Raw genomic sequence first — 25,998 nt, forward strand, 5'->3', positions numbered from 1 at the left:
TGTTCCTGTCAGGGGTGCCTCACGCGTCGTACGTGTAGAAGCCGCGGCCGGTCTTGCGGCCGAGGTGACCCGCGGCGACCATGCGGCGCAGGAGGGCCGGAGGCGCGTACAGCGGCTCCTTGAACTCCTCGTACATGGACTCCGCCACCGCCTGCGCGGTGTCGAGGCCGATGAGGTCGAGCAGGCGCAGGGGACCCATGGGGTGGGCGCAGCCGAGTTCCATGCCCTGGTCGATGTCGTCGGGGAGGGCGCCGCCCGACTCCACCATCCGTACCGCGCTGAGCAGATACGGCACGAGCAGCGCGTTGACGACGAAGCCGGAGCGGTCCGGCGCCTGGATGACCTGCTTGCCCAATTGCCCGGCGAAGTCGCGGGTGCGGCGCACGGTCTCCTGGCTGGTGGTCAGGGCGGGGATGACCTCCACCAGCCGCTGCACGGGCACGGGATTGAAGAAGTGCATGCCGACGACCTGCGCGGGTCGCTCGGTGACGACCGCGAGGTCGACGACGGGGATCGACGAGGTGTTGGTCGCGAGGATCGCCGCTGGGTCCTCCACCACCTTGTCGAGGGCGCGCAGGACGTCGGTCTTGATGTCGCGGTTCTCGGCGACGGCCTCGACGACGAACCGGCGGTCGGCCAGGTCGCTGAGGTCATGGGTGAAGGACAGCCCGGCGAGGGCCTGGTCCCGCCGCTCCTCGCTGAGCCTGCCGCGCCGTACGCCCCGGTCGAGGGAGGCGGTGATCCGGCGGCGGCCGGCCTCGACGGCGTCATGGGTGGCTTCGGCGATCCGGACGTCGAGGCCGCCGAGGGCGGCGACCTCGGCGATGCCGGAGCCCATGAGGCCGCAGCCCACGACGCCGAGACGGGTGACGGGATCCATCTGAGGTCCTCTCTGACGATGCTGCGCGGGGGTACGGGGGAGCGGCCTCAGACGTTGCGGCGGTACTGGCCGCCGACCTCGAAGAAGGCCTCGGTGATCTGTTGCAGCGAACAGACGCGGGCGGCGTCCATGAGGACCGCGAAGACGTTGTCGCCGCTCACCGCCGCGTCCTTGAGGGCGGCCAGGGCGGCGTGGGCCTGCTCCTGGTGCCGGGCCTGGTGGTCCCGTACGCGCTCCAGCTGGGACTGCTTCTCCTCCTCGGTGGCGCGGGCCAGCTCGATGGCGCCGGGTTCGGCGGTCCCGGCGTGCGGGTTGCGGAAGGTGTTGACGCCGATGAGGGGCAGCGTGCCGTCGTGCTTGCGCTGCTCGTAGAGCATCGACTCGTCCTGGATGCGGCCGCGTTGGTAGCCGGTTTCCATGGCGCCGAGCACACCGCCGCGCTCACTGATCCGCTCGAACTCCTGGAGCACCGCCTCCTCGACCAGATCCGTGAGCTCGTCGATGACGAACGAGCCCTGGAGGGGGTTCTCGTTCATCGCGAGGCCCCATTCCCGGTTGATGATCAGCTGGATGGCCAGGGCCCGGCGGACGGAATCCTCGGTGGGGGTGGTGACGGCCTCGTCGTAGGCGTTGGTGTGGAGGCTGTTGCAGTTGTCGTAGATCGCGATGAGCGCCTGGAGGGTGGTGCGGATGTCGTTGAAGTCCATCTCCTGGGCGTGCAGGGAGCGGCCGGAGGTCTGGACGTGGTACTTCAGCTTCTGGCTGCGCTCGTTCGCGCCGTACTTCTCCTTCATCGCCACCGCCCAGATCCGGCGGGCGACCCGGCCGAGGACCGAGTACTCGGGGTCCATGCCGTTGGAGAAGAAGAACGACAGGTTGGGGGCGAAGTCGTCGATGCGCATACCCCGGGCGAGGTACGCCTCCACGTAGGTGAAGCCGTTGGCCAGGGTGAAGGCGAGTTGGCTGATGGGGTTCGCCCCGGCTTCGGCGATGTGGTAGCCGGAGATGGACACCGAGTAGAAGTTGCGCACCTGGTGGGCGATGAACCACTCCTGGATGTCGGCCATCATCCGCAGGGAGAACTCGGTGGAGAACAGGCAGGTGTTCTGCCCCTGGTCCTCCTTGAGGATGTCGGCCTGCACCGTGCCGCGCACGTTCGCCAGCGCGTGCGCCCGCAGCCCTGCCGCCTCCTCGGGCGAGGGGTCGCGGCCCTCGACGGCACGGAACCTCTCCAACTGCTGGTCTATGGCGGTGTTGAGGAAGAACGCCAGGACGGTCGGCGCGGGCCCGTTGATCGTCATGGAGACCGAGGTGGTGGGCGCGACCAGGTCGAAGCCGTCGTAGAGGGCCTTCATGTCGCCCAGCGTCGCCACCGACACCCCGGAGGTGCCGACCTTGCCGTAGACGTCGGGACGCTCGTCGGGGTCGCGGCCGTAAAGGGTGACCGAGTCGAACGCGGTGGACAGACGGGTGGCGGGCTGGCCCTCGGACAGCAGCTTGAAGCGGCGGTTGGTGCGGAACGGGTCGCCCTCCCCGGCGAACATACGGGCCGGGTCCTCACCGTCGCGCTTGAAGGGGAACACCCCGGCCGTGAAGGGGAAGTGTCCGGGCAGGTTCTCCCGGCGCCAGAACCGCACCAGCTCCCCGTGGTCGGTGAACCGGGGCAGGGCGACCCGGGGGATCTTGTTGCCGGAGAGGGACTCGCGGGTCAGCCTGGTGCGGATCTCCTTGTCCCGGACCTTCACCACCTGCTCGTCGCCGGAGTAGGAGGCGACGACCGCGGGCCAGTTCTCGATCTGCGCCGCGATGTCGTGCGGCAGTCGGCCCCGGGCGTCGTCGAGCAGCGACTCCACGTTCCCGGCGTCGGTGCCGGACTCGACGAGCTCCCCCCGGACCAGGTCCAGGCGCTGCACCCGCCGGGCCGCCTCCGCCAGCCGCTCGGTCGCCGCGTGGTACCGGCGGACCGTCTCGGTGACCTCGGCGAGGTAGCGGACCCGGTCGGCGGGAACCACCTGCCGGATACCGGAGGAGTGACGCACCTCGACCCTCGGCAGAACGCCCTCGGACAGCGGCAGCCCCTTCTCGGCCAGGGTGGTGCGCACATGCTGGTAGAGCGCGGTGACGCCGTCGTCGTTGAAGGTGGCCGCCGACGTGCCGTACACCGGCATGTCCTCGGGCCGCATGCCGAACGCCTCGCGGTTGCGGACCAGTTGGCGTCCGACGTCCCGCAGCGCGTCCTTGGCGCCGCGCCGCTCGAACTTGTTGATCGCCACGACGTCGGCGAAGTCGAGCATGTCGATCTTCTCCAACTGCGAGGCCGCGCCGAACTCCGGCGTCATCACGTACATCGAGGTGTCGACGAACGGCACGATCGCCGCGTCGCCCTGTCCGATGCCCGGGGTCTCCACGACCACCAGGTCGAACCCGGCGGCCTTGACCACGTCGATCACGTCGGACAGGTGTTCCGGCAGCTCACGGCTGCCCCGCGTGGCCAGGCTGCGGAAGAAGACGCGGTGGCCGTCCAGGGAGTTCATCCGGATCCGGTCGCCCAGCAGGGCGCCTCCGCCCCGGCGGCGGGTCGGGTCGACCGCGATCACCGCGATCCGCAGCTTGTCCTGCTGGTCGACGCGGAAGCGGCGTACCAGTTCGTCGGTGAGCGAGGACTTCCCCGAGCCGCCGGTGCCGGTGATGCCGAGGACCGGCGTGCTGCGGGCCCCCGCGGCCGCGCGCAGTCGGCCGAGGAGGTCCGCGGGCAGTTTGCCGAGTTCCGCGCCGGTGATCGCACGAGCGATCGCGAAGCGGTCCCCGGACAGGACGTCCGCCGCGTCGACCGGTCGGTCGTCCCAGAGGTCGAAGTCGCAGTCCTTCACCACCGAGTTGACCATTCCGGCCAGGCCCATCCGCTGGCCGTCCTCCGGCGAGAAGATGGTCACCCCGCTGCCGCGCAGCCGGGCGATCTCCTCGGGCACGATGACACCGCCCCCGCCGCCCACGACGCGGATGTGGTCGGCTCCCCGCTCGCGCAGCGACTCGGTCAGGTACTCGAAGTACTCCACGTGCCCGCCCTGGTAGGACGAGACCGCCACACCGTGGGCGTCCTCCTCCAGTGCCGCGTCCACGACCTCCCGCACCGATCGGTTGTGCCCGAGGTGGATCACCTCGGCTCCCTGGGACTGGAAGATGCGCCGCATGATGTTGATCGACGCGTCGTGCCCGTCGAAGAGAGCCGAAGCGGTGATCAGGCGGACTGGGTGCACGGGTCGGTGCAGGGTCATGAAGGCCTTCTCGGAGGGTGGGGAGAACGCTGACGAACAGATAGTAGGACGTCCTAGTAAATTATGGGGAGCCACTACGGTGCTGAGATCTCCGGTCGTGGGCGAGCGTGCCGCTCACAGGTCCAGGACCAGGCGAGGTCCGCACGAGCGGGAGACGCAGATGAGCATGGTGTCGCCGCCGGCCCGCTCCTCCTCCGTCAGCAGGGAGTCACGGTGGTCGGGCGTCCCTTCGAGTACGTCGGTCTCACAGGTGCCGCAGGTGCCCTCCCGGCAGGAGAAGTCCACCGTCACACCGGCCTCCTCCACCGCTTCGAGCACTGATCGCCCCGGCGGCACCGTGAGGGTGAGCCCGGAACGGGCCAGCTCGACCTCGAAGGCCTCCGCCGGGCCCGCGGCCGTCGCCTCGACCGGGGCGAACCGCTCGACCCCCAGGGTGCCCGGCGGCCAGTTGGCGCACGTGTCCCGCAAGGCCTCCAGCAGGGGCTCCGGACCGCAGGCGTGCACCAGGGTGTCGGGCTCGGGCGGGCCGACGAAGGCGGCGAGGTCCAGCAGGCCGTAGGCGTCCTGAGGGCGGACCAGCACGCGGTCGCCGTACGGGGCGAGGCGGTCCAGGAAGGCCATGGAGGCGCGGGTGCGGCCGCCGTACAGCAGACGCCAGTCGGCCCCCGCGGCCTCGGCCGCCTCGACCATGGGCAGGATCGGTGTGATCCCGATGCCGCCCGCGACGAACAGATGGCGGGCGGCAGGGCGCAGCGGGAAGTTGTTCCGCGGGCCGCGGACCCGGACGGCGTCGCCTTCGCGCAGCTGGTCGTGGACGTGGGCCGAGCCACCACGGCCTCGCGGCTCGCGCAGCACGGCGATCCGCCAGACGTCCCGCTCCCCGGGGCGCCCGCACAGGGAGTACTGGCGGATCATGCCGCCGTCCGCGCCGTCCAGGAAGACGTCGATGTGGGCGCCCGGCGTCCAGGGTGGGAGTGCCCCGCCGTCCGGGCGCCGCAGGGCGAGGCAGACGACACCGTCGGCGGCCAGGACGCGGGTGGCCACGGTGAGCACGAACCCGGCGGGGTCGGGGGTCGCCTCGGCGGTGACGGCCCCGGCGGGACCGGGGCGCGACACGGTGGTGACCCGTTCGGCCGTCGTGGGTGTCGCCGCCGGGAGGGCGGTCCCGGGGGTGCGGTTCGTCGGGGCGAGGAGGGTGCCGGCGGGGGGCAGGCGGTCGTTCATGGTGGTCGGCTCCGGGGTCAGGTGTGTGCGGGCACGTGCAGCAGGAGGGCGTCGCCCTGGCCGCCGCCCCCGCAGAGGGCTGCGGCTCCGCGGCCCCCGCCCCGGCGCCGCAGCTCCGTCGCGAGGGACAGCACCAGGCGGGCACCCGTCATGCCGACCGGGTGACCGAGGGCGATGGCGCCGCCGTTGACGTTCACCTTCTCCAGGGGGATGTCCAGCTCGCGCACGGAAGCGAGGGCGACCCCGGCGAACGCCTCGTTGATCTCGAACAGATCCAGGTCGGCGGCCTTCGACCGGCCGTCCCGGGAGAGGGCGTCGCGGACCGCCCCGGCGGGCTGGACCAGCAGGGAGGCGTCGGGGCCCGCCGTCGTGCCGTACGCCCCGATCTCGGCCAGCGGGGTGAGGCCCTCCCACCGGGCGCGTTCGGCGCTCATCACGACGACGGCCGCGGCGCCGTCGGACAGTGGGGAGGAGTTGCCCGCGGTGATGGTGCCTCCGCCGGAGAACGCCGGCCTCAGCCGCCCCAGGATCTCGGCGGTGCTGTCCGGCCGTACGCCCTCGTCGGTGTCCACCACCGACTCGCCGTGCCGCCCGGTCACCGTGAACGGGACGATCTCGCCGGCCAGTACCCCGGACTCCTGGGCGCGGGCGGCCCGCCGGTGGGAGAGCGCGCTGTACTCGTCCTGCTCCTCGCGGCTCAGCCCGTACGGCCGCTGGTGGCGCTCGGTGGCCGCGCCCATGGAGACGCCGTCGAAGGCGCAGACGAGGGCGTCGCGGTCCAGGGCGTCCTCCACGGGGGCCGCGCCGTACTTCCAGCCGGCCCGAGCCCCGCGCAGCAGGTGCGGGGCGCCCGACATGGACTCCATGCCGCCCGCGACGACCACCTCGTGCCGCCCGGAGGCGATCATGAGGTCGGCCAGGGCGATGGCGTGCAGACCCGACAGGCAGAGCTTGTTGACGGTGCTCGCGGGCACGGAGAACGGGATTCCGGCACGGACCGCTGCCTGCCGTGCCGGATTGGGACCGGCACCGGCCTGGACGACATGGCCCATGACGACGGCTTCCACGGCGGCCGGGTCCAGGCGCGCGGCGGCCAGCGCGCCGCTGATGGCATGGGCGCCGAGGTCGACGGCGGAGGCGGTGCTCAGGGCGCCCATGAGTTTGCCGATGGGTGTTCTGGCTCCGGCGACGATGACGGATCCGGGCACGGCCGGGACCTCCTGCGGAACGAGGGGCGCGTCGGGCCCCAGGGGGAGAGGTGCGATGCGTTCAGGCGACCGTGTCGAGGGCGCGTTCGGCGATCATGTGGGCCGTCTCGTTCACCGAATGCAGCACGATCCGGCCGCCCGGCAGCCTGCGCACCCTGCTGATCGAGGTGTAGCCGGGGTGGAACCAGAACATCGTGGGCAGGCCGAGCACGGTCGCCAGATAGGTGTTGGTGATGCCGCCGTGGCAGACGGCCGCGACCCGCCCCCCGGGATGGGAGTCGAAGACGGTCTCCATGGCCCGTACGGCACGCGCGCGGAAGGCGTTCCAGTCCAGATCGGGCACGAAGTCCTCGTACCGCCCCTCGGCGAGTGCCGCCGCCCGGGGATCGTCGGCGCCGATCTGCTCCGGTGGCGTGTAGGGGTGCGAGACGTCCGTGTCCCATTCGCGGAGGTCGTCCAGCACGGTCGCCGTCATGCCGGTGCGCCGTTCCAGGGGCGCCACCGTCTCTCGTGCCCGCCGGAAGGGGCTGGTGTACAGGGCGTCGATGTCGTCGTGCGTGAGCCAGGCGGCGAGGCGTTCGGCCTGGGCGGTGCCCTCCGGCGACAGCCCCGGGTCGAACACTCCCGCCAGGGGGAGGCCGTGCCGGATGAGGAGGAGTTCGGTCATGGGTGATCCTTCGTACGAGGGGCAGGGGGCGTCGGTCGCCCCGGAGCTCTTAGCCCGCGATGGTCCGCTCGGAGTGCCAGTAGGGGCGGCGCATCGTGCGTTTGTCGAGCTTGCCCATGGCGTTGCGCGGAAGCTCGGACACGAACTCGTAGGACTTGGGGCACTTGTAGGCGGCCAGCCGGTCACGGCAGAACCGGTCCAGTTCCTCCGCGGGTCCGCCGTCCCCGGCCGCCACGACCAGGGCCCGCAGCGCCTCGCCGAAGTCCGGGTCGGGCACGCCGATCACCGCCACCTCGGCGACCGCCGGGTGCTGCCCCAGCACGGCCTCGCTCTCGGCCGGGTAGAGGTTGACGCCGCCCGAGACCACGACGTCCGCGGCCCGGTCGGTGATGAAGATGTAGCCGCTCGCGTCGACATAGCCGATGTCGCCGAGGGTGAAGACACCAGGGGAGAGATAGGCGGACCTCGTCTTGTCCGGGTCCGCGTGGTAGCGCACGCCCCGGTCCTCGGGCGCCCGGAAGGCAAGTAGCCCCCGTTCGCCCGGCGGCAGCGGCCGGCCGTCGTCGTCGGTCACCAGCACCTCGAACGGCGGTTGGACGCGCCCGACCGAGCCTGGATGGGCCAGCCACTCGACGCTGCCGATGCGGGCCACGGTGCCCGCCTCGCTGGCCCCGTACGACTCGGTCAGCACCGGACCGAACCACTCGATCATGGCTCGTTTCACGTCCGGGGGGCACGCGGACCCCGTGTGGGACACCTGCGTGAGGCTGGACACGTCGTACCGGGCACGCACCTCGTCCGGCAGGGCGAGCAGGCGTTGGAAGTGGGTGGGCACCATGACCGTCGAGGTGACCCGCCATTTCGCGACCCGGCTCAGGAAGATCGCCGGGTCGTATCGTCCGAGGACGACCACCTGCTGTCCCGCCGCCAGATGGCGCAGAGCCGTCAGCGGCGCGTTGTGCTGCAGCGGGCCGCACACGAGGTGCGGTCCCGGAGGGAATCCGGATCGGGTGGACATCGCGGCGAGATAGGCAGAACTGTCGGCCACCGGGCCGCTCACCCAGCGCACCTCGGTGCCGCGCGCCCGTCCCGTGGTGCCCGACGTGTAGACGAGGGGCGGACGGGCGGGCCGGTCCCCGGGAACGGTCCCCCCGGCGGGCGCGGCAGCCAGCCACAGGTCCCAGTCGAAGGCGTGTCCGATCGCGGGGGTTCCGTGCATCACGAGGGGAAGGCCCAGTTCCCGGGCGGCGTCCAGGGCTGATCCGGCGCCCGCCGGGCCGGTGACGATCCCGGTCGCCCCCGAGTCGATGATCTGGTCCACGAGTTCACCCGGCGTCAGATGCCGGGACGCGGCCACGGTTCCCACACCGGCCCGGAGTCCCGCGAGATGGGCCACCAGCGTCGGTGCCGCGTTGTCGCCGAGCACCACGACCCGGTCATGCGGACCGGGGGCGATCTCCAGCAGTCGTAGCGACGCCCGTGCCACCTGGTCCGCGAGGCCGGACCAGGACAGCACCTCCCAGTCGTCCACCAGGGCGGGCTCGTCCGGGGTCTTCTGGGCGCGACGGTCGAGTGGCAGCTGCGACATGGCTCCTCCGGCGGCTCTCGGCCCCCTCCCGGCTGACGGGAGGGACGATGCCGAGACTGTAGCGTTTCTCAAGAAAGTGCGGAACACTCTGAGGCGAGTCAGAGGTCTATCCGCCTGTTCGAAGGATGAGCCGACCTTCTCGTCCTCCTCCGTTACTCAAGCTTCCATCCGGTAAGTGTTCTCAGGGAGGTCCCATGCCCCGGCAGGATCTGGACACATGGCGCGCACAGGCCCGGAAGTGGCTGGCCACGCAGCTCGAACCGCGTGACCCGTCCGCGTCGGCGTCCGCGGAGGAGCCGGCCGACCTCGCGGTGTTCCACAACCTCCCCGAGGACCGGGAACTTCTGCTCATCGAGCGCTGCCGCGCCTATCAACGGGCCCGCTTCGACGCCGGGTACCAGGCGCTGACCCTGCCCGCCGACCGGGGCGGGGCGGGCCTGAGCGCCGCCCATGCCGCGGCCTTCGCGGAGGAGGAGTCCGCCTTCGACGTGCCGCCGTCCACCGAACTGATCAGCGTCACCGTGCGCCTGGTCGCGATGGCCGTCTCGCTGTTCGGCACGGACCGGCAGCGCCTCGACTTCGCGCGCGCCTTCCTCCGTACCGACCTGCTGGCCTGTCAGCTCTTCAGCGAACCCGGCGCCGGCTCGGACCTCGCGGGTCTGCGGACCCGCGCCCGGCAGGAGGAAAGCGGAGAGCCCGGCGCCGACGAAACCGGGAGCGGTGGGGACTGGGTCATCGACGGCCAGAAGGTGTGGACCTCGGGAGCCCGGTTCGCCGACTACGGCCTGCTGCTCGCCCGCACCGATCCGGACGTCGTCAAGCAGGCGGGCATCACCGCCTTCCTGGTCCCGATGGACGCCGTCGGCGTGGAAGTGCGCCCCATCCGGCAGATGAGCGGGGGTGCCTCCTTCAACGAGGTCTTCCTCAGCCGAGTCCGCGTCCCGGACCGGCTCCGGATCGGCCGCCCGGGCCAGGGCTGGGAGGTCGCCACCGCCACCCTCGGCTTCGAACGGACCGCCTCCGGCAGCGGCAACCGGCGCAAGGGCGGCACCTTCACGGATGTGCTCGCCCTCGCCCGCTCGCTCGGCCGCACCGCCGACCCGCTGGTCCGACAGCACCTCGCCGACCTGTACGTCCGGACCGTGCTGCGAGCCGCGACCGTGGACCGTGTCGCTCGGACGAGCGCCGCAGGCGGCCGGCCCGGCCCCGAGGCGTCGCTGACCAAGCTGATGGCCAGTGACCTCCTCACCCGTACCGGGCAGGTCGCCGCCGACCTCATGGGCGCCCGGATCTGCGCCGACACGGGAGAGCCGGGAACCTTCGCCTGGACCGAGCACCTGCTCGGCGCCCCGGGCTACCGGCTGGCGGGCGGCACCGACCAGATCCAGCGCAACCTGATCGGCGAGCGCGTACTGAAGCTGCCGCCGGAGCCGCGGGTGGACCGGGTGCCGTTCTCGCAACTGCCCGGCGACTGAGTCAGCACGGGCCGGCAGGATCTCGTGGGTGCCGCGCCCGAGGCGTCGAGGCCGCCGGGGCCTTGGCGCCCGGTGGCTGCCGGGTCCTCCAGAACCCTCGGCTCCGCCGGGTCCTCCAGAACTCTCGGGTCCGCCGGGCCTGCGAGCCGCCTCGCCACCGCCGGGCCTCCAAGCCCCTCACCTCCGCCGGGCCTCCAAGCCCCTCACCTCCGCCGGGCCTCCAAGCCCCTCACCTCCGCCGGGCCTCCAAGCCCCTCACGTCCGCCGGGCCCCCGAGCCCCCTCACGTCCGCCGGGCCCCCGAGCCCCGCAGGCCCGCCGGGTCGCGAGCGCGCTCCTCCGACCTCGGGGCCGTTCCCGCCGAGAACTCGGCGCGTCCCGGTCCCTCGGGGCCGGCCGTGGCCCGGCCGCACGGAGCCGTTCCGCGTCCGCGGGGCGGCTCGACACCCTCTGGACCGTTCCGCAATCACCAAGGAGTGACACCGATGGATCTGGGACTGACAGGCGCGAAGGCGCTGGTGACCGGTGCGAGCCGGGGTATCGGCCGGGCGATCGCCGGCACCCTGGCGGCCGAGGGCTGCTCCCTCGCGCTGTGTGCCAGGGGCGAGGAGGCGCTCGCCAAGACCGCCGCCGAACTGCGCGGTGAGGGAGCGACGGTGTTCGCCGAGCCGGTCGACGTGGGCGACCCGGCCGCGCTCGCCGCCTTCGTGGAGCGCGCGGCCGGTGAACTGGGCGGCCTGGACCTGCTGGTGTCCAACGTCTCCGCGGGCAACGTCAAGGGCCCGGAGTCGTGGGAAGCCAGCCTGCGTGGCGACCTGATCCCGTTCGCGGGACTCGTCGAGGCGGCCCTGCCCCACCTGGAGGCCTCCGACCGGGCCGCCGTGGTCGCCATAGGCACCACCAACGCCTCCGACACCGCCCGACCCGCCGGCGCCAACTCCTACTCCGCCCTCAAGGCCGCCGTGGTCCAGCACGCGTCGGCCCTCGCGCACGCACTCGCCCCGAAGGGCATCCGGGTCAACACCGTCTCGCCCGGCCCCATCGACTTCCCGGGGGGAGCCTGGGAGACCATCCGGGTCAGCCGGCCGGAGGTGTACGAGGAGGTCCTCGCCAAACTGCCGATCGGCCGCTACGGCACCGCGGAGGACGTGGCGGCCGCCGTGGCGTTCCTGCTCGGCCGGACCGGCTCCTTCTGCGTCGGGGTCAACCTCGTGGTGGACGGCGGGCTGTTGACCCGCGTCCAGTACTGAGCCGTGGGGGGCCCGGCCGGCCGTGCGGACGCCGTACTGGTCTGCGGAGGCAGATGGCACGACTTCGACTACGCGCGGCTCCGACTGCTGGAGCTTCTCGGCGAACATCCGCAGGTGCGTACGACGGTCTTCCAGGACTACGACTGTCCCGCCGCGCTGGACGAGGCGGACCTGCTGATCACCTACACCTGCGATGTCCGGCCAAGCCCGGCCGAGGGGGCGGCACTGGCCCGGTTCGTGGCGCGGGGCGGGCGCTGGCTGGCCCTGCACGGCACGAACGCGGTGATCGAGCCGCCCGCCCCGGGCGGGCCGCGGGTCTTCAGCACGCCGCGGCTCCTGGGTGACGTGGCGGCCGTACTCGGCAGCCAGTTCCTGGCACATCCGCCGATCGAACCGTACGAGGTGCGGGTGACCCGGCCCGGCCATCCGCTGGTCGCCGGGATCCAACCGTTCACGGTCACCGACGAGCTGTACGTGTGCGAGCTGCACGGCGAGTCGGAGGTGCTGCTGCACGCCGAGTACACGGGTCCGTGCCGCGGTTTCGCCGAGGGTGACGCGGCGGCCGTCGACAACGCTCCCCGGCCGGTGCTGTATCTGAGACGGCACGGCCTCGGCGAGGTCTGCTACTTCACCCTCGGCCACTGCCGGGGCCGCTACGACATGCAGGACCTGGGCGTGGCGGACACCGGGAGCGTGGACACCGGGCCGTGGGGCACGCCGGAGTTCCTGACGATCCTGCGGCGCTGCGTGGCACGGGCGGTGGGGGAGCGGGGCCCGACGGAGGCTTCGGCGTACCGCTGAGCACGACGGGGCGGCGGGGGCGAAACTCTCCGGCCCCGCCGCCCCGCCGCCCCGCCGCCCGGTCGTGCTCAGCCGTGCGGCAGTACCACCGCGCGGCCGTTGATCCGGCCGGCGTGCAGGCGCTCGTAGGCCGTCGGGGCCTCCTCGAGGGAGAAGGTCTCGACGTGGGAGGAGACGAGGCCCTGTCGGGCCAGCGCGATGACCTCGACGAGTTCCACACGGCTGCCCCAGTAGGGGAACGTGGCGGACACCTCGAACGGCAGTCCGCCGCCGAAGCCGACCGCCAGCGTGCCCCCGCCGAGGCCGACCACGGTCACATCGCCCTCGACGGCCACCGACGCGGCGGCGACCGCCAAGGTCGTCGGGGCCCCGACGAAGTCCAGGACCACCTCCGCCCCCGTCCCCCCGGTGAGTTCCCGGATCCGCCCGGCCGCCGTGTCGTCGGACAGGAGCACCTCATGGGCGCCGACGGACTTGGCCAGCTCCAGCTTCTCCCCGCTCAGGTCGAGGGCGACCACCCGGGCCGGCGTCAGTGCGCGCAGCAACTGCACGGCGAGATGACCGAGCCCGCCCACGCCGATCACGATCGCGGTGCTGCCCGGCACGAGCTTCGGCAGCGACTTCACGATCGCGTGATACGGCGTCAGCCCGGCGTCGGTGAGGGGCGCGGCCTGCACCGGGTCGAGCCCGTCGAGGGCGACCAGGTGGCGGGGTGAGTTCACCAGCATGTACTCGGCCAGGGCACCGGGCGCCCCGAGGCCGGGCGGCAGGATGCCGAGCTCGGCGGCGTACGGACAGCAGTTCTCCCTGCCCTGGGCGCACCTGCGGCAGCGACCGCAGCCCCACGGCCCGTACACGGCCACCGCGTCGCCCTCCGCCAGTCCCTCGACTCCGCTGCCCATCGCGGCGACGGTGCCCACACCCTCGTGCCCGAGTGTCATCGGCAGCGCGTAGGGGAACTGCTCCTCGGGCCAGCCCATGACCGCCAGGTCGGAGTGGCAGAGTCCCGCCGCCGTGACCTTCACCAGCACCTGGCCGGGGCCGGGTTCCGGTACGGGAACCTCGACGACCTCGGGGGCCTGGCCCACCGTCCGGTACTGCACTGCCCTCATCCTCGGTTCTCCTCACTGGTGGCGGGTACGGCGGGCCCCTCGGCGGGAGCCTCGGGACGGGCGTGCGGGGGTGCCTTGCGACGGCGCAGCATCGCGGGCAGGGCGATCCGGCCGCCGGTGAGGACGAGCGCGACGATGAGCACCGAGCCGGTGAACAGGCTCGCGGCCCACGGGGCACTCGTGGCCAGTCCGAGTCCTGTGATGCCGGTGCCGAGCAGCAGGACCGCGAGCACCGTGCCCCAGGCGTTGAAGCGTCCCGCGCGCAGCTGCGTCGCCCCGACGAAGGCCGCGGCGTAGGCGGACAGCAGATACGGGCTGCCCGCCGTCGGCGAACCCGATCCGACGGAGGACGCGAAGACGATCCCGGCGAAACCGGAGAGCAGCGCGGAGGACACCAGGGTCAGGAAGCGCAGCCGGTCCGTGCGCACCCCTTGCAGCCGTGCCGCGTCGGCGTTGAACCCGGTCGCGTACAGCCGGCGCCCGGTGGCCGTGTGCTCCAGCAGGAACCAGATGGCCCCTGCGGAGAGCAGCAGGTACAGCACCGGAAGCGTGATCCCGCCCGCGTCGAGCTGGGCGATGCTCGCGAACGGCTCGGCCAGCAGCCGCACCCCGGTGATGGAACTGTCGTCGGTGACCATGGTGATCAGGGACTGGATCAGCGCACCGGTCGCCAGGGTCGCGATGAACGAGTCGACGCGCAGGACCACGACCACGATCCCGTTGACGACCCCGACGAGCAGCGCGGCGGCCATCGCCAGCGCGATCGCGGTGAACGGACCGAGCCCGGCGGAGACCAGGAAGTAGGCGGTCAGCACACTGGTGAGCGACATCGTGTAGGCGACCGAGAGGTCGAAGACACGCGCGGCCAGCGGCGGAACGACACTCAGCGCCACCAGCCCGGCGACGGCGTTGCCGTTGAGCACCTGCTTGACCGTGGTGACGGTCGGGAACGTCTCCGGCGCCCAGACGGAGAAGAGCACGACGATGACCAGCCACACGTACACGGCGCCGATGTTCCGGAACGACAGGGCGGCCGCAGCCCGCCGTACCGGAGTCCCGGCGGCGGGCACGCCGGTCCGGTCCGGTGCGGATGGCCGGAGCGCCGTCGTCCGGGTCGGGGTGGATGTCATGTCACTCGTCTCCTTCCCACTCCAGGGCTCATGTCAGTCGGTTCCTTCCATGGCGTGCACGAGCGCGGGCTCGGTGATCTCGCGGCCGCCGAGCTCCCGTACGATCCGGCCGTCCCGTACCACCAGGACACGGGTGCACAGGGTGAGCAGGTCCTGTGTGTCGGACGAGGAGACGATGACGCCCATGCCCTCCTCGGTCTGACGCTGTATCAGGTCGTAGAGCTGGAGACGGGTCGCGATGTCGACGCCCGCCGTCGGTTCGCACAGCGCCAGCACGGGCGGGCTCTGGGCCAGGCAGCGGGCCATGACGACCTTCTGCTGGTTGCCGCCGCTCAACGTGGTGATCCGCGCCCCGCGCCCCGCCGTACGCACCCCGACCCGCTGGATCCAGTCCTCGGCGAGCGACGACTCGCGACGCCGGTGCAGCCGTCCGCCGCGGGCGCGGAGCCGGTGAAGGAGGGGGAGAGTGAGGTTCTCGCCGACCGAGAAGTCACCGATCACCCCCTCGCCCGCCCGGTCGGCGGGGACGAGGGGAAGCCCCAGCCCGCCCGCGTCGCGCGCGTCGGTCCACCGCTCGGCACGCTGCGGCAGCCGCAACCGTCCGCTCACCCGCCCGGCGTGGGCCCCGCACACCGCGTACGGCACGATCTCGTGGCCGGAGCCGACCAGCCCGGTGATGCCCAGCCGCTCGCCCTCCGCGAGATCGAAGCCGATGCCGCGCAGCGGCCCCGCCCACAGGTCGCGGACCTCGAGCACCGCCCCGGTGGCGGCGGAACGGGCGGCGGGCCGGTGGTCGGTCGCCATCTCCTCGCCCGCCATGAGGGCCGCCAGCGACCGTGGGGTGAGGTCGGCGACCGCGCGGGTGGCGATGCGGCGTCCACCGCGGATCACGGTCACCCGGTCGGCGAGCGCGAAGATCTCGTCCATCCGGTGCGACACGTACAGCACACTCGCGCCCGCGTCGCGGACCTCCCGCACGATGTCGAAGAGCCGGGCCACCTCGCCGGGCGGCAGCACGGCGGTGGGCTCGTCGAGCACCAGCACCCCGCGCCGGCCCTCCCAGCCCTGCAACGCGGCGGCGATGGCCACCACCGCGCGCTGGACCGGGGTCGCCGCCGACAGGGGCCGGCGCACGTCGATGCCGAGACCGAACCGTTCGACCAGCGCGGTCGTCCGCCGCTCCATCTCCGGCCAGCGAATGTTGCCGAGGGCCGTGCGGGCGAAGCCATGGCTGAGGGCGAGGTTGTCGACGGCGCTCAACTCGCCGACGAGTCCCAGCTCCTGATGGACGAAGCGGAGCCGGTCGTGCCGGGAAGCCGTGACCTGGCCGAGGTCGAAGGGCTCGCCGTCGAGTTCGGCCACGGCGCCGGGTTCCGCGTGGTGGTAGCCGGCGAGGATCTTGATCAGGGTGGACTTGCCGGAGCCGTTGGGCCCGATCAGGGCGTGGATCTCGCCCGGCCGGACCTCCAGGTCGACGTCCTCCAGTGCCTGGGTTTCGCCGAATCTCTTCGACAGGGCGGCCACCCGGAGCACCGGCCTGGTCAACTCAGCCCCCACAGCGCCTTGAACTGCGCCTGGTAGTCCTCGACGATCGGGAAGTCGCCGTCGGCCGAGGGCAGGTTGTCCTTGGTGACGAGCATGTTGGGCAGTGCGGCCTTCTGGTCCACGTCCATGGGCTGGCCGGTGAAGTGCCGGGCCAGCGCGTCGGCCTGGAGCCAGGCCGTCTCGTGGGAGTTGAGCGCCATCGCGCCGTCGGTGAGACCGCTCTGGATGTACTGGTAGTTCTGCGCGTCACCGACGTTGACGACGATGTGCTTGCCGGTGATGCCGGCGGTCTTCAGCGCGGCCGGCACGCCCACGTTGAGCAGGCCCAGGGAGAAGACGACATGGGTCACCTTCGGGTGCGACCGGAGGTACGACACCACGCGGTCCGGCATGTCCTTGCCCACGGCGGTGATCGGCACATCGACGTTGTCCAGCCCGCAACCGTCGCACCACTCCCCGTACTTGGTGGCGAAGGAGTCCTTGACGGGCTTCAGGATCGTGTACGCCGGAAGATCGAAGTACACCGTGTTCGCCTTGGCGTCACTGTTCGACACCACCCATGAGGCGAGCATCTCCCCCTGGACGCCGACGTCGTCCGGCCCGTTCTTGAGCAGGGAGACACCGTCGCCCAGCAGGTCGTCCGCGTTCGACTGGACGACGGGGATCTCGGCGGCCTTCAGCCGGGCCAGCTGCTTGGCGTAGACGGCACGCGGAAAGCCCGAGGCGACGACGGCGTCCGGCTTGTCGCGCAGGGCCTGGTCGTAGGCGGCCTGGACGGACTCGGGGGTTCCCTGGGTCGCGATCTGCTTCACCTTCCAGCCGAGTTCCCCGGCGGCCTCGGTGAAGAAGTCGGCGAGGTCCTTGCACGACTGCACGCCGCAGAGGATGAAGTCGATCCTCTTGCCCTTGGGGATCTTCTTGCCGACGGGCTCGGTGACGGAGATCGTGGTCGGTCGCTGGGAGTACTTCTCCAGGGCCGCGCGGGCCGCAGCGAGGCCGGGCGAACCGGGTGCCGCCGCCTGTGACGTGTCGGCGGCCGGCGTCGAGTCGCTCCCGCAGGCCGCCAGGGTGAGCAGGGCGGTGACGGGCACGAGTGCGGTGAGGGCGCGGCGGAACGCGCTGCCGGGTGTGGAACTCATCGTCGAGTACTCCCGTGGTGAGGTGCCCGCGCTGCCGGGCCGCGCGTCGCTTGCGCGTGTGCGGCGACCGGCTCGGGCCGGGCGGATCCGGTGCCGCCCGGACGGGACGGCACGCAGGGGGGTGCTGAGGGGACGAGGGCTGCGTCGATCGCCGGCGTGGGGCACGGCGCGGGCCGCCGGAGCGACCCCGCGGCGCGGGGGCCGGGACGGGCGGACGCCGCACCGGCACGAGAAACTTTTGAGGCACTACAGCCCCAAGTGCGTCGGAGTGTGGCATGACCGGACGTACTTGGGGAGGGGGCGGTCGAAAAATTCCCGGTGGAGCCGCCGGTGTTCGCGAGTGACCTCGGGTGATGCGGCTCGGTTCGCCGTCGCGAGTGTTGCTACCGGTCGAGGCTGGTAACTACACTCACTCTAAAGTTTCTGCCGGAGGAGAGATGATGGACGAAACATCGGAGTCGGTCACCGCACGGTGCCCCGGGCCCAGCGTCCAGGACTACCTCGACCAGGACAGCCGGCCCGTTCCCGCCGCCCTGAGGTACGAGAGGAACGACCCCCTCGGCAGCGAGGACATCGACACCACACGCTTCACCTCCCGCGACTGGGCCGAACGCGAGATGCGGCAGGTGTGGCGCCGCGTCTGGCAGTTCGCCTGTCTGGAGAGCGAGATCCCCGAAGTCGGCGACCACGAGGTCTACGAGATCGGTGAGGACTCGCTCATCGTCGTGCGCACGGCCCCGGGGGAGATCCGCGCCTTCGTGAACGCCTGCCTGCACCGCGGCCGCAAACTGCGCACCGGCGGCGGAAACGTCGGCGAGTTCCGCTGCCCGTTCCACGGCTTCGCCTGGAACCTCGACGGCACCATGCAGAGCCCGCCGTGCGCCTGGGACTTCCCGCATGTCAGCCCGGAGAAGTTCGCACTGCCCGAGGCCCAGGTGGCGACCTGGCGCGGTTTCGTCTTCATCAACATGGACCCCTACGCCGAGTCCTTCGACAGCTACCGCGGCACCTTCGACGACTACTACATCTGGCCGCTGGAGAACCGCTACAAGTCGCTGCACATCGCCAAGGTGCTGCCCTGCAACTGGAAGGTCGCACAGGACGCCTTCATCGAGTCCTTCCACGTGATCGCCACACACCCGCAGATGCTGCCGTGGCTCGCCGACGCCAACTCCCAGTACGACGTGATGGCCGACCAGCCCCACTGGAACCGGATGATCAACATCCAGGGCGCCCCCAGCCCGCACGTGGCCGACTCCGTCACGGAGGAGGACGTCCTGGAGACCTTCTACGACTCACGCGCCTTCTACTCGGCGGCCCAGGGCCGCGACCTGGTGATGGGCGAGGGTGAGGAACTGCCCGCGATCCCGCCCGGCGGCACCGCCCGCCAGGTCCTCGCCCAGCGCATGCGCGCACAGCTCGCGGCCACCTCGCACCAGGACTTCTCGCAGACCCCCGACACCGAACTCCTGGACGCCATCAACTATCTGCTGTTCCCCAACTTCAACCCGTGGGGCGGCGCCAAGTCCAACATCGTCTACCGGTTCCGGCCCCACGGCCTCGACCCGGACTCCTGCATCGCCGAGATCATCTTCATGTCGGCCCCGAAGCGGCCCGGCGAGACCCCCCCTCCGGCCCGCATCCGCTGGGTGCCCGAGGACATGCTCTTCGCGGACATCCCCGAACTCGGCGTGCTCGGGCCCGTCTTCGACCAGGACTGCGAGAACCTCCCCTACGTCCAGCAGGGACTGAAGACGATGCGCAAGCCGGGCATCACCCTGGCCAACTACCAGGAGAGCCGCATCCGCCACTTCAACCGGACCCTCGACCACTGGATGGACAAGTGACCCACCGCGTGGCGGTCCGGCCGTCCGACGTCGAACTCGACGTCCTCGACGGCGAGGACGTGTTCAGCGCCGCCGGGCGGCTCGGCTACCGCTGGCCCACCGTCTGCGGCGGCCGGGGCACCTGCCGCACCTGCTTCGTCCGGATCGAGGAAGGTGCCGAGAACTGCTCCCCCGTGGACCCGCTGGAGCGCGAGGGCCTCGAAGCCCTGCGCATGCCGGTGGACGGCCTGACCCGGCTCGCCTGCCGGCTCCGGGTCGAGGGCCCCGTGACCGTGACCAAGCGCGGTGTACGCCGCCGAGTGCAGGAGTGAGGGCCCATGGCCAAGCAAGTGATCCACCCGCTCACCGGGCATGTGTACCGGCTCACCGAGGACGGTCTCGTCGAGGTGACCGACCCGAGGACCGGCAAGCGGGGCGTGTTCGACTTCCAGGCCCGGTGGCAGTCGGGCGAACTGCGCCACGCCGATCTCCAGATGGCGGGCTGGGTGGGGCGCCTCGCCCGGCGGCGCGGCGCCCCGCGGCCGGGGGAGTGACCCGGTGACACCCCGGACCACACGCGTGGTCTGTCTGGTGCGCCGGCCCGAGGGGGAACCGGCACCCGGTGACTTCGCCGTCGAGGAGCGGCCGCTGCCGTCCGTCGGCGAGGGGCAACTCCTCGTCCGCAACCTCTACATGAGCGTCGACCCGTCCATGCGAGGACGGCTGGAGAGCACCGAGAAGCACTACACCCACAACTTCACCCCCGGCGCACCGCTCGACGGCCGGGCTCTCGGCGTGGTCGAGGAGAGCCGCTGCTCCTCGGTGCCCGTCGGCGCCTACGTACGCCACCAACTGGGCTGGCGGGAGCGGGCCGTGCTGGACGCCGTGGACACCGACGGCGCGGACCGCGTCGACCCGCGCCTCGCCCCGCTGCCCACCTGGCTGGGACTGCTCGGGCAGACCGGCTTCACCGCGTACGTCGGGCTCACCCGGATCGCCGGACTCCGCCCCGGCGACACCGTCCTCGTGTCCGCGGCGGCCGGGGCCGTCGGCACCGCCGCCGGTCAGTTCGCGCGGCTGCTGGGCGCGGCCCGGGTCGTCGGGACCGCCGGAGGGCCCGACAAGTGCGACCTGCTGGTGCGAGAGTTCGGCTACGACGCCGCCGCGGACTACCGCGCCGAGCCGGTCCGTGAAGCGCTGGCCCGGCTGGCGCCCGAGGGCATCGACGTCTACTTCGACAACGTCGGCGGTGAGCAGCTCGCCGCCGCCCTGCACTCCCTGCGCACCGGGGGCAGGGTCGCCCTGTGCGGCATGATGTCGCAGTTCGGCGGCGAGCGACGGTCCGCGGACCTCAACCAGTTGATCCAGGCCGTCCTCAAACGGCTGACCCTGCGCGGCTTCATCGTCCGCGACCACGACGACCTGCGGCCGGAGTTCGAGCGGCGGGTCGCGTGCTGGCTCGCGGAGGGCCGGATCACCGCGCGTGAGACGGTCGTGGACGGCCTGGAGAACGCCGCCGGCGCCCTGCTGACCCTGCTGGACGGCGGCAACGTCGGCAAGATGCTGGTGCGGCTCGACGACAGCGACTGAGGGGTCCTCTCCCTATGAGCGTCCGATCAGGGCGCGTGGTCTGGTGCCGTGCATCGCAAGGCGCCGGAGCGCCCTCGATGGGGGTGCCCCCGCGCGAGCGCAGCCGAGCGTGGGGGAGGAGCCACGTGGGCGTTTCGGCAACGCGGCGAGGTGCGCCATCGGCGACGCCTCGCCGTTGCACGCCACGGCCGCCGGCCATGCGGTCCGGTGCCAGGCCGCGCGCCCCGGACGGGCATGGTGAAAGGACCCCTGAGGGGGCGCCCCGGCCAGGGGCACCCCCTCAGCGTGTCGGAGCCGCCGACGGGTTCAGCGCATGGGGCGCGACGCGGACACGGTGTGGGCCGTCAGGCCGACCCCGAGCCGCGTCAGCCCCGCCACCGCCGCCCGGAAGTCCTTGATGTGCGGGGTCGTGAAGTGCTCGTCGAGGGCCTGTTGCGAGGTCCAGTGCTCGTACACCCGGATACGCCGCTCGTCGGCGGGGTCGGCGGTCATGGCGTAGTCCAGGCAGCCGGGTTCCCGCTCGCGGGTGCGCCGGCCCAGTTCGACGAGGGCTTTCAGCATGGTGTCGCGGTCGCCGGGCTCGTAGTCCATCCAGCCGGCGACGATGATGTCCTCGGTCATGGGGGTCCTTTCGCGGTCATGCCCGCGGGCCCGCCGCTCCGGTCAAGGGGAGCGACGGGCCCGGGGTGTCTCAGACGCCGAGCGGGGCGGGGACGGCCTCCACGGTGACCGTGCCCCGGTCTCCGTCGACCGTGATCACCATGCCGTCCCGCAGCCGGCGTGTCGCTCCTTCGACGGAGATGACGGCCGGGATGCCCAGCTCCCGACAGACCACCACGGCGTGGCTGTTGAGCGCGCCCACGTCGACCACGGCCGCACCGGCGACCAGGAACAGCGGGGTCCAGGCCGCGTCCGTGATCGGCGCGACCAGCACCTCTCCCGGCTCCAGCGCCTCGCAGGACGCCGGGTCGGTGACCACGCGCACCCGGCCGGTGTACGTCCCGTGGCTGCCGCCCACGCCGCTGAGCGCATCACCCTCGGCCGCGGCCTCGGCGCGCTCCTCGGTGCGCCTCGGCCAGGTGTCGACCTCGGTCCCGGCGTCGTCCGCGACGAAGAACGGCGGTTCCAGCTCGTGCAGGAGCGCGTACTCCTCGAGCCTCCGCGCGATGACGGGGCCGAAGGACTCGGGGTCGGCGACGTAGTCGTCGAGTTCGGTGTCGAGCAGCATCATCACGTCCCCCGGTTCGGTCAGACGCCCCGCCTCGACCCCGCGGCGGCCGAGCTCCCGTATCGCCATCCGGATCTCGTTGACGACGGTCACGCAGTTCGCCTTGGTGCGCTCGCGGGCCGGGATCCATACCCGGGAGGCGTGCATGCCGGCGTCGAACATCGGCTGCGCCTCCTCGGGCAGCGTGGAGCGGACCTCCCCGGCGGTGCGCTCGCGCCGCTCGGTGAGGCGCGCCCGCCGGGCGGCCGGGGAGTCGTCGTCGGAGCTGTGCCGGATCCGGTCGACCAGGGCCAGCGCCTGGACCGGCGCCGCCTCCCAGGACAGCGCGTGGATGTCCCACTCGTTGGGACCGCGGTCCCCGGACCCGGCCAGGAACTCCTCGAAGGCGTCACGGAACGCCTTCACGTCCCCGGTCGCCCCGTCGAGCGCCCGCTCCACCGCGGCCGGGCCCCGGTCGAACAGCGCGGTCAGCTCGGCCGAGGCCGCCACCTGGCGCGACAGCGTCCACAGCCCGTCCGAGGGGGAGGCCGAGTCGACGTCGCCGAGCCCCCCGATGAGGTCCAGCATGGCGCCGGGGCGGTCCACGCTCGCGCAGAGCGGCCCGAGGATCGCCGGTCCGACGGACGCGGGCAGCGACGACTCGACGTGCCGTTGGAAGGTCGTCTCCACCTCGTCCAGCAACGAGCGGGCGCGGGCCACCAGTTCGGCGTCGGACAACTCCGTCAGGTCGGGTCGCCCGCGGCGCAGTCCGCGCAGCCGCTCCCGGTCGGCGTCGGCCTCCGGGAACGTGCTCTGGCCGAGCATCCGCTGGAGGGTGCCGCCCGCCTTGGCGGTCAGTTCGGCGTCCTGGTCCTCCGGGTGTGCCACGTACACCGGGGTGTCCGAGCGTTGGCCCACGAATGCGGCGTCGATCTGGTCCGCCGTCTGACCCATACGGATGCCGAACAGCCGCATGTGCGACAGGTTGAGGTAGAAGTAACCGCCGAACATCCCGACGAAGGGCGGGCGAGGGCCGGCCACCTCCTCCTCGCGGTAGATGCCGAAGCCGACGAAGCCCTTTCGCCAGCCGTGCAGTCCGCGCCCCCAGACGAGGGTCCAGCCCAGCGGGCTGGCCGGATCCGGCAGGGTCTCGCCCGCGTTGGCCCGGGTGTAGTGCGGCAGTCGCTCACTGCGCTGCCAGTCCGTGATCCAGCTCTTCATGGCCGAAGGTCTCCCGTCGTCCGTCCCGGTGCCTACCACTGCGCCGTTCCACCGTCGACGCTGATCAGCGTGCCCGTAATGCCGGCGCCGGCGTCGCTCGCCAGCAGTGAGGCGACCGCCGCGATCTGTTCCACGGTGGTGATCTGCTTGGTGGCGGCGTGCTCGGCGAAGCGGCCCAGCCACTCCTCGTAGCTGATTCCCTCGGCCTCGGCCGCGGCCGGTCCCGCGGCCCGCATCAGGTCGGTGTCCACGGCGCCGGGGCAGATGGCGTTGCAGGTGATGCCCTGGGTGCCGTATTCGAAGGCGGTCGCCTTGGTCAGTCCGTGGATGGCGTGCTTGTTGGTGATGTAGTGGCTGATCGCGGGCTTGTTGGCCTGCTTGCCCTCGACGGAGGAGATGTTGATGATCCGACCCCAGCCGCCCTCCAGCATCCTCGGCAGCGCGCGCCGGGTGCCGTAGAAGTAGGCGTTGAGGTTGAGCCTGAGGGCGTCGTGCCAGGCCTCGTCGCTCAGTTGGTGGACCGGGGCGAAGCCCGAGGTGCCGCCGGCGTTGTTCACCCAGATGTCGAGCCGGCCGAAGCGTTCGGCGGCGAAGTCGGCCAGGTCCTCGATGTCCTCCTGGCTGTTGGCGTCGCAGGGGTGGAAGACGGCCCGGTCCCCGGCGTCCAGCTCCGCCAGGGCCTGCTTGCCCTTGATCTCGCTGCGGCCGCTGAGGACGACCGTGGCACCGCCGGCCAGGAATGCCTCGGCTATGCCGCGGCCGATGCTGCGCGTGCTGCCCGTGATCACCGCGACACGTCCGTCGAGGCTGCCCGTAGCCACCATGTTGTTCTCCCGCGAGTGTTGTTGGTCCGTCACCTGGCGGCTCTTTCGGCGTCTTCCAGGTGTCGGTGAATGGTGCGGTGGAAGTGCTGGAGTCCGGGCTCGTTGCGTCCGAAGACGAAGTCGGTCCCGTCGAGGGCGGCGAGGCCCTGCTGGACTCCGTAGGTGGTCGCGTAGTCCTCGTCGCGGACCACCTCGTGGAACCATTCGCCGAACCGGTCGGCGGCCTGGCGCTCCTCCTCGGTGACCGCCGGTTCCCGCAGCAGGATGATCTGCTGGGTCACCGACTCGGTGGCCGTCCGGGGGAGCACCAGGGAGACGGCGATCTTCTGCCGCCAGCCGCCGGCGATCGCCAGGCCGGGGAAGAGCCAGTAGATGGGACCGACACAGTCCCCGGGGTCCCGCTGGTCCGGCGGCAGCTCGACCGCCCGCGCGATGGGACGCAGGGCCGGTGCGATGCGTTGGTGGGGGCCCCAGGTGTCGTGGGCCATCATGTTGGAGAGGTTCGTCTCGAAGACCGTCTTCGGGTGCAGCGAGGCGAAGTGGTACGTCTCCAGATACCCGTCGAGGGTGACCTTCCAGTTGGGACTGGTCAGTTCGCCGGTGGAGTAGTGGTGGCACTCCGCCAGCCGCAGCCCTTCGAGGAGCGGCAGCAGATCACCGAGCCAGGCGTCGAGGTCGGGCTCGGCGGCAGGGTCCAGCGAGACGAAGACGATCCCCGCCCGCTCCCCGGCCGGAAGCCTGACGAGGCCGCGGCCCTCGCGCGGAACGTCACCGAAGGTCTTCTCCGCGTACACGCCCCGCAGCTCCCCGGTGAGGTCGTAGGACCAGGAGTGGTACGGGCAGGTCAGCCGCCTCGACACCCCGCAGCCGGGCTCCATGAGCTTGGCCCCCCGGTGCCGGCAGGCATTGATCATCGCGTGCACCGCGCCCTGCCGGTCCCGGGTGATCAGCACCGGTACGCCGAGCACGTCCAGCGCCTTGTAGGTGTTCGGCCCGGGGAGCTCGCAGGACATGGCGAGCGGCAGGGGAACGCTCCGGTGGACGGCGTCCGTCTCCCGGCGCCAGCGGTCGGCGTCGAGGTAGTGGCCGACAGGTTCCGTCCACTGGCCGTCCGCCTGGTGCGTGGTGCCGTCGCGATAGTGCGCCACCACGCGTTCGACGAGTTCGGCGGCCTCCCGCCGCATCGTCACGGACGCGGCGTCGGTGGACCGGTCCTGGCTGATCCACGAGGAGTACTCGGGGGCCGACGGCGGCGTGTGCCCGGCTTCCGCTTCCCGTATCCCCGGCGAACTGGTCTGGACCACGATGTCCTCACAATCCTCCCAGCCGCGAGCCGGTGACCGGCTTCGGAGAGCGACAGCTGGGCTGTGTCCGAAACGACAACAGGACTTAGTGTGCTCTGTCAATAGAAAGTGGCGAAGTTGCCGTGTTGGGGGCGCGGGATCATCCCCGCTGCTTTCTGTAAACCGGATCCAGCCCCGTGGCGACGGCGGCCGGGTTCCCGACGGGAGGCGGTGGCGGCTGTGGGGAAGCCCTTCGAGGCGGGCGTGGTCGTACGGGATCTGGAGCTGATGGAGCGCTTCTACCGGGACGTGCTCGGCTGCCCTGTCGTGCGCCGATCCTGTGTACCGAAGTCCGTCGCGGTACCGGCCGGGCTGGGCGGTGAGCTCCTGGTCGTCTGGCTGCAGGTGCCCTCCGGGGGGCGGGTCAAGCTGATCCTGCCTCAGGTGGCCGCGGACTCCGTGCGATCGGCGCCGGCGCCGGCCGGATGCCGGGGTCTGTCGTACCTCACCTTCCATGTGGAGGACATCGACCCGATGGTGTCGTCCCTGGTGGCCGCGGGTGCGCGGCCCCTGTCGGAGCCGATCGTGGTGCGGACCCCCGGTGGCCGGATCAGTTTCTGGGCGGACCCGGAGGGCAACGCGGTGGAGTTGGTGGACGAGCGGGGTCGAGAGTCCTGTTCAGGGCGTAGTAATTAGAGACCCTCTTCAGTAAGGTGCCCCTGCTGCTTACTGTAGACAAGCACCAGAAAGTACG

22 protein-coding genes are annotated in these 25,998 nt (G+C 71.8%); 8 read left to right on the top strand and 14 right to left on the bottom strand.

Annotation, left to right across the window (positions count from 1 at the left end; genetic code table 11):
* Positions 1-19 precede the first annotated feature (19 nt).
* The 6 genes from M8J73_RS07315 to M8J73_RS07340 form a co-directional block, all read right to left on the bottom strand.
* Positions 20-880 (bottom strand): 3-hydroxybutyryl-CoA dehydrogenase, encoded by an 861-nt coding sequence (locus M8J73_RS07315; protein WP_055538131.1) that lies wholly within the window; start codon positions 878-880, stop codon positions 20-22.
* Between the two features lie 47 nt (positions 881-927).
* On the bottom strand, positions 928-4,155 hold the full coding sequence (icmF, locus tag M8J73_RS07320) for a fused isobutyryl-CoA mutase/GTPase IcmF (RefSeq protein ID WP_055538130.1): 3,228 nt from the start codon (positions 4,153-4,155) through the stop codon (positions 928-930).
* A gap of 114 nt (positions 4,156-4,269) precedes the next feature.
* A complete protein-coding gene (locus tag M8J73_RS07325; protein WP_249828370.1) occupies positions 4,270-5,379 on the bottom strand; it encodes a PDR/VanB family oxidoreductase in 1,110 nt (369 codons plus the stop codon).
* 17 nt (positions 5,380-5,396) lie between these two features.
* Entirely contained in the window at positions 5,397-6,587 is a 1,191-nt protein-coding gene (locus M8J73_RS07330; protein WP_249828371.1) for an acetyl-CoA C-acyltransferase, read from the bottom strand.
* A gap of 61 nt (positions 6,588-6,648) precedes the next feature.
* Positions 6,649-7,254: a histidine phosphatase family protein gene (locus M8J73_RS07335; RefSeq protein ID WP_055541123.1), complete on the bottom strand. Its 606-nt coding sequence runs from the start codon at positions 7,252-7,254 to the stop codon at positions 6,649-6,651.
* Positions 7,255-7,303: 49 nt separating this feature from the next.
* Positions 7,304-8,842, bottom strand: coding sequence for an AMP-binding protein (locus M8J73_RS07340; RefSeq protein WP_055541122.1), 1,539 nt, complete (start codon positions 8,840-8,842; stop codon positions 7,304-7,306).
* Positions 8,843-9,036: 194 nt separating this feature from the next.
* On the opposite strand from M8J73_RS07340, the gene M8J73_RS07345 reads away from it, so the two are divergent.
* The 3 genes from M8J73_RS07345 to M8J73_RS07355 all read left to right on the top strand — a co-directional run bounded on the left by M8J73_RS07345 (position 9,037) and on the right by M8J73_RS07355 (position 12,367).
* Positions 9,037-10,317 (top strand): acyl-CoA dehydrogenase family protein, encoded by a 1,281-nt coding sequence (locus tag M8J73_RS07345; protein ID WP_055541121.1) that lies wholly within the window; start codon positions 9,037-9,039, stop codon positions 10,315-10,317.
* 484 nt (positions 10,318-10,801) lie between these two features.
* The gene (locus tag M8J73_RS07350) at positions 10,802-11,566 is read left to right on the top strand and encodes an SDR family NAD(P)-dependent oxidoreductase (RefSeq protein ID WP_055542280.1); all 765 of its coding nucleotides are present in this window, start codon (positions 10,802-10,804) and stop codon (positions 11,564-11,566) included.
* Positions 11,567-11,569: 3 nt separating this feature from the next.
* Positions 11,570-12,367, top strand: a complete 798-nt coding sequence (locus tag M8J73_RS07355) for a ThuA domain-containing protein (RefSeq protein ID WP_249828372.1) — start codon at positions 11,570-11,572, stop codon at positions 12,365-12,367.
* Positions 12,368-12,435: 68 nt separating this feature from the next.
* Here M8J73_RS07355 and M8J73_RS07360 read toward each other — a convergent pair whose 3' ends face one another.
* The 4 genes from M8J73_RS07360 to M8J73_RS07375 are packed head-to-tail and all read right to left on the bottom strand — an operon-like array spanning position 12,436 to position 17,293.
* Entirely contained in the window at positions 12,436-13,479 is a 1,044-nt protein-coding gene (locus M8J73_RS07360) for an NAD(P)-dependent alcohol dehydrogenase (RefSeq protein WP_055543272.1), read from the bottom strand.
* A complete protein-coding gene (locus M8J73_RS07365; protein ID WP_055543271.1) occupies positions 13,476-14,609 on the bottom strand; it encodes an ABC transporter permease in 1,134 nt (377 codons plus the stop codon). The genes M8J73_RS07360 and M8J73_RS07365 overlap by 4 nt, the downstream gene beginning before the upstream one ends.
* 33 nt (positions 14,610-14,642) lie before the next feature.
* Positions 14,643-16,154, bottom strand: coding sequence for a sugar ABC transporter ATP-binding protein (locus M8J73_RS07370; RefSeq protein WP_063799352.1), 1,512 nt, complete (start codon positions 16,152-16,154; stop codon positions 14,643-14,645).
* On the bottom strand, positions 16,151-17,293 hold the full coding sequence (locus M8J73_RS07375; protein WP_055543269.1) for a sugar ABC transporter substrate-binding protein: 1,143 nt from the start codon (positions 17,291-17,293) through the stop codon (positions 16,151-16,153). Before M8J73_RS07375 ends, M8J73_RS07370 begins: the two co-directional genes overlap by 4 nt.
* 437 nt (positions 17,294-17,730) lie before the next feature.
* Between M8J73_RS07375 and M8J73_RS07380 the strand changes: the two genes are divergently transcribed.
* From M8J73_RS07380 to M8J73_RS07395, 4 genes are read left to right on the top strand one after another with little or no spacing between them, the layout of a single operon-like run.
* Positions 17,731-19,140, top strand: coding sequence for an aromatic ring-hydroxylating oxygenase subunit alpha (locus M8J73_RS07380; protein WP_055543268.1), 1,410 nt, complete (start codon positions 17,731-17,733; stop codon positions 19,138-19,140).
* The gene (locus M8J73_RS07385) at positions 19,137-19,451 is read left to right on the top strand and encodes a 2Fe-2S iron-sulfur cluster-binding protein (RefSeq protein ID WP_055543267.1); all 315 of its coding nucleotides are present in this window, start codon (positions 19,137-19,139) and stop codon (positions 19,449-19,451) included. Before M8J73_RS07380 ends, M8J73_RS07385 begins: the two co-directional genes overlap by 4 nt.
* Positions 19,452-19,457: 6 nt before the next feature.
* Positions 19,458-19,673, top strand: coding sequence for a hypothetical protein (locus M8J73_RS07390; protein WP_055543266.1), 216 nt, complete (start codon positions 19,458-19,460; stop codon positions 19,671-19,673).
* 4 nt (positions 19,674-19,677) lie between these two features.
* The gene (locus tag M8J73_RS07395; protein WP_079055300.1) at positions 19,678-20,709 is read left to right on the top strand and encodes an NADP-dependent oxidoreductase; all 1,032 of its coding nucleotides are present in this window, start codon (positions 19,678-19,680) and stop codon (positions 20,707-20,709) included.
* A 306-nt stretch (positions 20,710-21,015) separates the two neighbouring features.
* Here M8J73_RS07395 and M8J73_RS07400 read toward each other — a convergent pair whose 3' ends face one another.
* From M8J73_RS07400 to M8J73_RS07415, 4 genes are all read right to left on the bottom strand, one after another.
* Entirely contained in the window at positions 21,016-21,330 is a 315-nt protein-coding gene (locus tag M8J73_RS07400; RefSeq protein WP_055537338.1) for a putative quinol monooxygenase, read from the bottom strand.
* A 70-nt stretch (positions 21,331-21,400) separates the two neighbouring features.
* A complete protein-coding gene (locus tag M8J73_RS07405) occupies positions 21,401-23,137 on the bottom strand; it encodes a PEP-utilizing enzyme (protein ID WP_055537339.1) in 1,737 nt (578 codons plus the stop codon).
* A 32-nt stretch (positions 23,138-23,169) separates the two neighbouring features.
* Positions 23,170-23,994, bottom strand: coding sequence for an SDR family NAD(P)-dependent oxidoreductase (locus M8J73_RS07410; RefSeq protein ID WP_240501021.1), 825 nt, complete (start codon positions 23,992-23,994; stop codon positions 23,170-23,172).
* The gene (locus M8J73_RS07415; RefSeq protein ID WP_055537341.1) at positions 23,991-25,265 is read right to left on the bottom strand and encodes an aromatic ring-hydroxylating oxygenase subunit alpha; all 1,275 of its coding nucleotides are present in this window, start codon (positions 25,263-25,265) and stop codon (positions 23,991-23,993) included. Before M8J73_RS07415 ends, M8J73_RS07410 begins: the two co-directional genes overlap by 4 nt.
* 219 nt (positions 25,266-25,484) lie before the next feature.
* On the opposite strand from M8J73_RS07415, the gene M8J73_RS07420 reads away from it, so the two are divergent.
* The gene (locus tag M8J73_RS07420; RefSeq protein WP_240501023.1) at positions 25,485-25,940 is read left to right on the top strand and encodes a VOC family protein; all 456 of its coding nucleotides are present in this window, start codon (positions 25,485-25,487) and stop codon (positions 25,938-25,940) included.
* The last annotated feature ends 58 nt before the right edge of the window (positions 25,941-25,998 follow it).

Source organism: Streptomyces neyagawaensis (genome assembly GCF_023516595.1).
GTDB lineage: Bacteria > Actinomycetota > Actinomycetes > Streptomycetales > Streptomycetaceae > Streptomyces > Streptomyces neyagawaensis.